We start from the raw sequence: 7,129 nt of genomic DNA on the forward strand, positions 1-7,129 counted from the left end.
TATATAATGCTAAAGTAGCTTTTTTTTTGTCTTTTGGAAAATTTGTTTAATAAGCATTTCGGATTGTAAGATTGCCTCCATTTGCTTAAAAATTTACATGGTTACTTTCTGCAAAAACTCACGGGCTGAAACTTTGCTTTAAGCATTATATTAAAAAAATCCTGTAGTAATTGTAAGAAATAAACATTAATTTAGTGCCAAACCATAATTTCATGAAACAAAATATCCTTTTTGCTCTGAATCGCTTGAAAGAAAAACTATGGTTCAGACCATTAATCTTTTGCGTCCTTTCTGTTTTTGGGGCATTACTTGCCCAGATATCTGACGATAGCAATTTGTATGAGGTAGTTCCGCAGATTAAAACAGAATCACTGGAACAATTGTTAAGTACCATTTCGGGAAGCATGCTAGTAATTTCAATTTTTGCGGTAGGCTCAATGATATCGGCTTTTTCGGCAGCGAGCAATACTGCTACTCCGCGCTCTTTCAAACTGATTATAGCCGATGATGTTTCCCAAAACGCACTTTCTGTTTTCATAGGGTCCTTTATCTATAGCATTGTTGCCATGGTTGCATTAAAAAATGGTTATTATGGAAAAGCGGGTCACTTTGTCCTTTTTCTTTTCACCTTGCTCTTTTTTGCTTTAGTAATTATCACTTTTTTGCGTTGGGTCGAACGAATCTCAAAGCTTGGCCGAATGGGCCACACCATAAAATTAGTGGAAGATACAACTGCCAATGCAATAGAATTCTGGCTAGAATCGCCCACATTAAACGGCATTGCGATAAAACCCAATCAAGAAAAAGGATCAGCTGTCTACAGTGATTATTCAGGCTATGTGCAGCAAATAAATATGTCTAAACTGCAAAAAATTGCTGAAACGCTTGATGCTGTCATTACGATAAATACCGTTCCGGGAAATTTTGCAACTTTAGACAAACCGTTATATTACATAATTTTAAAAAATACAGGTTCGGAAATCCCAGATTTTAAAGAAACCAAAAAAGCATTTACCATTGGCGATATGCGCTATTTCGACGAAGATCCCCGTTTTGGACTTATTACTTTGAGTGAAATTGCCAGCAGAGCTTTGTCTCCAGCGGTGAATGATCCCGGCACGGCGATCCAAATCATCGGAAGCTACGTTCGTATATTTTCATTATGGCATAAATCGACTAGCATAAGTAATTCGGAAAAAAATGTTTTTAATCGAATAGCCGTTCCTGCGCTAAGCATTCCTGATTTATTTGAGGATGCTTTTAGACCTATTGCGCGTGACGGAGCGGGAAATATTGAGGTCATGATCCGTCTTCAAAAAGCATTCAACAGCATTGCATCTATTGCTAATTTTGAATTGAAAAAAGCTTGTTTGCTGCATTCACGTCAAGCCTTTGAAAGGGCACAACTGGAAATGAAATACAAAAATGATATCATAGCATTAGAAAGAGAATGTCTATTTACAAAAGAATTATAAAATCAAACGCCAGTTTTAATCACTTAAACTGAATATTTAGATGAAAAAAAAATACAATCCTTCTCAAAATAAAAGAAGCTGTTTTATGTCGGATTTTGGTAATCGACCACCGCTTTTTGCTAGAAAAAAAAGGGTTATTATCTTTCTTTTAGCGCTACTTTTCTCGAGTATCTCATTTGCACAACAGGAAAGCATCACCAAAAAAAATGATTCTGTTAACAATTCCCTCATCCAATCATTCAATAAAAAGCTGAGTCTAATAGAAAGACAGCGGATTAGCGATTCAATCAAAAGGGCGGAACTTGAATCGCAAATCTTGTCTTTAAAAAAATCCGACAATCTTAAAAAGGAGGAACTGCAAACGCAATTGCAAACCTTGAATGAGAAGGAATCCAAACGTTTGGCTGAAAAAAAAGCAGAAATTGATTCATTGAGACTCACCGCTAAAGGATATCCCGTAACGGGATTTTTTAACGATACTTTGTTTACCGTGTACACCAAATTAGGAAGCTTTTCAGCAAAAGAGAGAGCCGAGGCAATCAGTGAACGAATAAAGAATCTCTCCGAAAATTATAGTTTTAAAACTGATTCCATAAAAATTACGGAGTCAGAAACAACGGTCGATTTAGTATATGGGGAAACCATCATCATGAGTATTTCGGAAAATGATGCCCTGTGGAACAACTCCACTAAAGCGGAAGTGGCTAAAAAATATCAAAAACTCATTGGTGATGCGGTGGTCCGGTACTTGAAAGAAACCAGTTTAACGAGCTTGGCAAAAGAAATTGGATTAACGTTGCTCGTTTTGATCATAATGGGTGCTTTAATTAAATATGTAAGAAATTTTTTCTTTTGGACGGCAACCAAAATTAAAAATCAGGAAGGCAAACGCATCCACGGAATAAAAATTAGGAATTTCACTTTGTTCGATGCCAATCAACAAGTGAATGCGTTACTTAATGCAAATACGGTATTGAAATGGATACTTATACTATTATTAGTTTATATCGCTCTACCAATTCTGTTTGGCATTTTTCCCTGGACAAAAGGTTTTGCCAACACTCTTTTTGGTTACATCTTAAATCCCTTAAAAAAAATTCTACTTGGATTTTGGAATTATTTGCCTAACCTGATCACAATATTGGTCATCATTTTCGTTTTCCGTTACGTGCTTAAAGGCATTCGTTTCCTTAAAAAAGAAATAGAGAAAGGAAATTTGGAATTGTCCGGTTTTTATCCCGATTGGGCTAACCCCACATACCAAATCATTCGGGTGATTGTTTTTGCATTTATGGTAGTGGTGATCTTTCCTTATCTACCGGGAAGCGATTCCCCAGTATTTCAAGGGGTTTCCGTTTTTTTGGGTTTTCTTTTTACTTTTGGCTCAGCCGGCTCCCTTTCTAATATCATTGCCGGTTTAATTCTAACTTACATGCGACTGTTCAAAATTGGCGACCGTGTGAAAATTGGCGACGTGGTAGGCGACGTGATCGAGAAATCGTTATTGGTGACCAGAATCAGAACCATTAAAAACGAAATCATTTCCATTCCTAACTCAACGGTGATGAGCAGTCATACCATAAACTACAGCAGTGACGCCCCTGAAAAAGGTTTGATTATTCATTCTACTGTCACCATTGGCTACGATGTTCCTTGGAAGGATATGCATCAGGCTTTGATTGATGCCGCCTCAAAAACAGATTTAGTTCTGCAGGAGCCAAAACCATTTGTATTGCAAACCAGTCTGGATGATTTTTATGTATCCTATGAAATTAACGCTTACATAAAAGAATCCAATAAACAGGCGGTAATTTATTCAATGCTGCACCAAAATATTCAGGATGTATGCAATGAAAGAGGCATTGAAATCATGTCGCCGCATTACCGTTCCGCCAGAGACGGCAACGCTTCGACGATTCCTGCAAGGTACTTGGGCAAAGATTATAAGGCCCCCTCTTTTAATGTGGACTTCAAAAGTTCCGGACCGGATAAACAATAAACGAACTAAATGTATTGGCAAATGACTTAAAATAGCGACTTAGTTATTCAACGTTTTATAAGCGACTTTTGCGCTAAATTTTTTTTAATCTTTTAATCCATTATCTTTGCCACCGTTTTTACAGTGAGTTGAAAGTTACAGAATTATACTAAACAGATAATCAGTTCCACGCCCTTACAAAAACACATAGCTATTGCTCACCAAACCTAACCTATGAAAATATATTTTGTCTTCCTTTTTTCCGCTATACTGAATTTTGGCTACTCACAAACGGCAAACACCTACTTTGAGCAAATCCGAAATAACGAGGCGAAACTAACCGCATTTTTTTCGCAAATGCCTAAAGGGGGCGATTTACACCACCATTACAGCGGTTCCATTTATGCGGAGCCTGTTTTGGAAGATGCCATAACGGAAGATTTTTACCTGAATACCACGACGATGCAGGTACTTAAGGAAAAACCGTCCAATGGAAACTGGGAATTGTTTTCAACATTAAAAAGTCAGGGACAATTAGAGCGTTACAAGCAAAAAATAATGGAAAAATGGTCCGTTAAGGATTATAACAATGTTGATTATCCGTCCGACAAATTGTTTTTCGAATCCTTTGACAAGTTTAGTCCGGCATTAGTTGGTCACTTTGGAGAAGGTCTGTTAGAATTGAAAAACAGGGCCATCAAAGAAAATGTAAGCTATATTGAAACACAATTATCGACAATACCTTGTGATATCAATCTCGATGGGCTGACTAATTACAACCGGAAATTGAGACTTTTGGCCCTCAGCAAAGATGAAAATGGAATTAAACAATTGCTGGATTCCATTTATGGGAATTTGCTTGAAAAAGGTGCTCCGTCCTGTGCGGAAAATTTCAACGCCAATTTTGTTGCCAAACTCCATAATGAAAATAAAATCGACGATGCCCGTTTTACGATGCGGTACCAAAATTTTGTGTTGCGATTTATGGAGCCGGTAGATTTGTTCAAAAATTTGGTAGTCGCCTTCATTTCAGCTGACAGCAGCCCACTTATGGCGGGTGTAAATATCGTTTCTCCTGAAGACGGGGAAACTTCGATGAAAGACTATTGGCTACAAATGGTTATGTTCGACTATTGCCATAGCCGTTATCCTAATGTCAAATACTCGATGCATGCGGGCGAACTCACATTAGGACTGGTGCAACCCGAAGATCTTACTTGGCATATCCGAGAAGCTGTCTATACGGCGGGAGCCCACCGAATAGGCCACGGGGTGGACCTTGCCTACGAAGAAAAGCCGTATGAGCTGTTGCGCTACATGGCGAAAAACGACATTGCCATCGAAATCAATTTAGTGAGCAATGAGTTCATTTTAAAGGTAAAAGAAAACCGCCATCCTTTTTTGCTGTACAAAGAATTTGGAGTTCCCATCGTAATCAGCACTGATGATGCGGGCATATTAAGAACCAATATGACCGAGCAGTATGTGTTATTGGCCAAAAGGTACCAAAACGTCTCATACGCGAACATCAAGCAATACGTATTCAACAGCATCAAATACAGTTTTATAAAAGATGAATCAGTTAAGAAACAGTTATTGAAAGATCTTGAACTTCGATTCAAAACTTTTGAATCTAAATTTCCAATAAAATAAAAGAATGAATATCAAACTAATCGCTATCGGCAAAACCGATAATAAAGCATTGCAATCTTTAATTGACGATTACACCAAACGTTTGTCCTTTTATATCAAATTCGATTTGGACATCATTCCTGATATCAAAAATGTGAAAAATTTATCTGAAAACCAGCAAAAGGAAAAAGAAGGCGAATTGATATTGGCTAAAATCACTCCGACGGACCAACTTATTTTATTGGACGAAAACGGGAAAAATTTCTCCAGTGTGGGATTTTCTGAAGAATTGCAAAAGAAAATGAATTCGGGCGTAAAGACTTTAGTATTTGTCATTGGAGGCCCTTACGGTTTTTCGGATACGGTGTATGCCAAAGCTCAAGGCAAAATTTCGCTTTCTCTGATGACCTTTTCTCACCAAATGGTGCGTCTATTTTTTATCGAACAATTGTATCGCGGTTTCACCATTTTGAAAAATGAACCGTACCACCATCAATAGTCTTTTTTAATTAGGTTTTAATTGCTATCAATTTAGACTCAAAAAAAAACTCACTTACCCTCATTTTACAATTACCATAGACAATATTTGTTTTGGAAGCCCTTCAACAATTTCAGCCATGTGCTATATCAGAAGATTAATCACAACCGTTACATTTTTCCTTTTTTGAAAAGTAATTTATGAAAATTTTACACCATAATGTTTTCAACATATATTACGTCTATATATATGTTAATCAGTGGTTTGTCTTGTATTTTATTTTCGTCGGTTAAATAGTTATACCGGAAGGTATATTTTATTGATCTGAATTGGTTTTTAAAACTTAAAACCTTTTTATTATGAAACATGTAATTAGATTTTCAGCAATAATATTTTTACTATTTCTATTTACCTCATGTGATAGTAATAATGATCCTTCAACTCCCAATCCAACCCCTGCTCCTGCTCTTGCTCTAATCTTTATTATGTAAACTTACATAGTACAGCATTTCCCGGAGGAGAAATAAGACGACAACTTGTTGGAGGTTATTGGGATTATTAAGCAACAATACTTAAATTCCAAAACTAAATATTTATCAAAGCAAAAGATATCTTAATTCAGTTTCTCCTTGATAATTTACTATAATCTTGTAGAATTTCTTCTGCTTTCACACAGGTAAATCTTCTTAACAAAACCATAATGAGTTGAAAAACAGGCTTTTAACTTAAATTTGGTGAATTTAAAATTTTAAAAATTTAATTTTATAGTTTCTAATAGCAAGGTTTTCTCCTAAACCTAAATAAATATAAAACGTTACGAGATAACATGACTTTTTCATAGAATTAGTTTCAATTTTTTAACCTTTAAAATATTATATTATGAAACGTTCCATTCGATTTTTAGCTGTTTTTATCATTTTATCAGGTTTGCTTTCTTGCGATGATGATGATGACCCTGCTCCAACCCCAGCTCCAACTACAATAACTTTTTACGCTACATTAAATGGTGCAAATGAGGTACCAACAAATACTTCAACGGCAACTGGAACTGCCACACTTATATTCAATAACACCACAAAGGCATTCACCATTACAGTAAACCACAACGTAGTTTCTGTCACTGGTGGACATATTCATATAGGAGCTATAGGAGTTAACGGGCCAATTGTATTCCCTCTTACTAGCTTAACCTCTCCAATAGCTTATACAAGTCCTGCATTAACTACTGCACAGGAAGCAGATCTTAAAGAAGGCCGCTATTACGTAAATTTACACAGTACAGCATTTCCCGAAGGAGAGATAAGAGGTCAACTTAGCACAAATCCGCCACCAAACTTAATAACTTTTTACGCTACATTAAATGGTGCAAGTGAGGTACCAACAAATACTTCAACAGCAACTGGAACTGCCACACTTATATTCAATAACACCACAAAGGCATTCACCATCACAGTAAACCACAACGTAGTTTCTGTCACTGGTGGACATATTCATATAGGAGCTATAGGAGTTAACGGGCCAATTGTATTCCCTCTTACTAGCTTAACCTCTCCAATAGCTTATACA

Annotated in this window: 5 protein-coding genes; all 5 read left to right on the forward strand. The window is 36.5% G+C overall.

Features of this window, described 5'->3' with window-relative positions:
- Positions 1-212: 212 nt before the first annotated feature.
- The gene (locus VIH09_RS03495; RefSeq protein ID WP_331577930.1) at positions 213-1,475 is read left to right on the forward strand and encodes a DUF2254 domain-containing protein; all 1,263 of its coding nucleotides are present in this window, start codon (positions 213-215) and stop codon (positions 1,473-1,475) included.
- 40 nt (positions 1,476-1,515) lie between these two features.
- Positions 1,516-3,474, forward strand: a complete 1,959-nt coding sequence (locus VIH09_RS03500) for a mechanosensitive ion channel family protein (RefSeq protein ID WP_331577932.1) — start codon at positions 1,516-1,518, stop codon at positions 3,472-3,474.
- 213 nt (positions 3,475-3,687) lie between these two features.
- Positions 3,688-5,106: an adenosine deaminase gene (locus tag VIH09_RS03505; RefSeq protein ID WP_331577934.1), complete on the forward strand. Its 1,419-nt coding sequence runs from the start codon at positions 3,688-3,690 to the stop codon at positions 5,104-5,106.
- Positions 5,107-5,110: 4 nt separating this feature from the next.
- Complete coding sequence (rlmH, locus tag VIH09_RS03510; RefSeq protein ID WP_331577936.1) at positions 5,111-5,584, forward strand: 23S rRNA (pseudouridine(1915)-N(3))-methyltransferase RlmH; 474 nt, start codon at positions 5,111-5,113, stop codon at positions 5,582-5,584.
- Between the two features lie 858 nt (positions 5,585-6,442).
- Positions 6,443-7,129: CHRD domain-containing protein (locus VIH09_RS03515; RefSeq protein ID WP_331577938.1), on the forward strand; the 687-nt coding region annotated here is incomplete at its 3' end.

It is taken from the genome of Flavobacterium sp. (assembly GCF_036515215.1).
Classification (GTDB): Bacteria; Bacteroidota; Bacteroidia; order Flavobacteriales; family Flavobacteriaceae; genus Flavobacterium.

Coding starts and splice junctions, on each gene's coding strand:
- rlmH (WP_331577936.1), top strand. CDS start 5,111: ATGAATATCAAACTAATCGCTATCGGCAAAACCGATAATAAAGCATTG.
- VIH09_RS03495 (WP_331577930.1), top strand. CDS start 213: ATGAAACAAAATATCCTTTTTGCTCTGAATCGCTTGAAAGAAAAACTA.
- VIH09_RS03505 (WP_331577934.1), top strand. CDS start 3,688: ATGAAAATATATTTTGTCTTCCTTTTTTCCGCTATACTGAATTTTGGC.
- VIH09_RS03500 (WP_331577932.1), top strand. CDS start 1,516: ATGAAAAAAAAATACAATCCTTCTCAAAATAAAAGAAGCTGTTTTATG.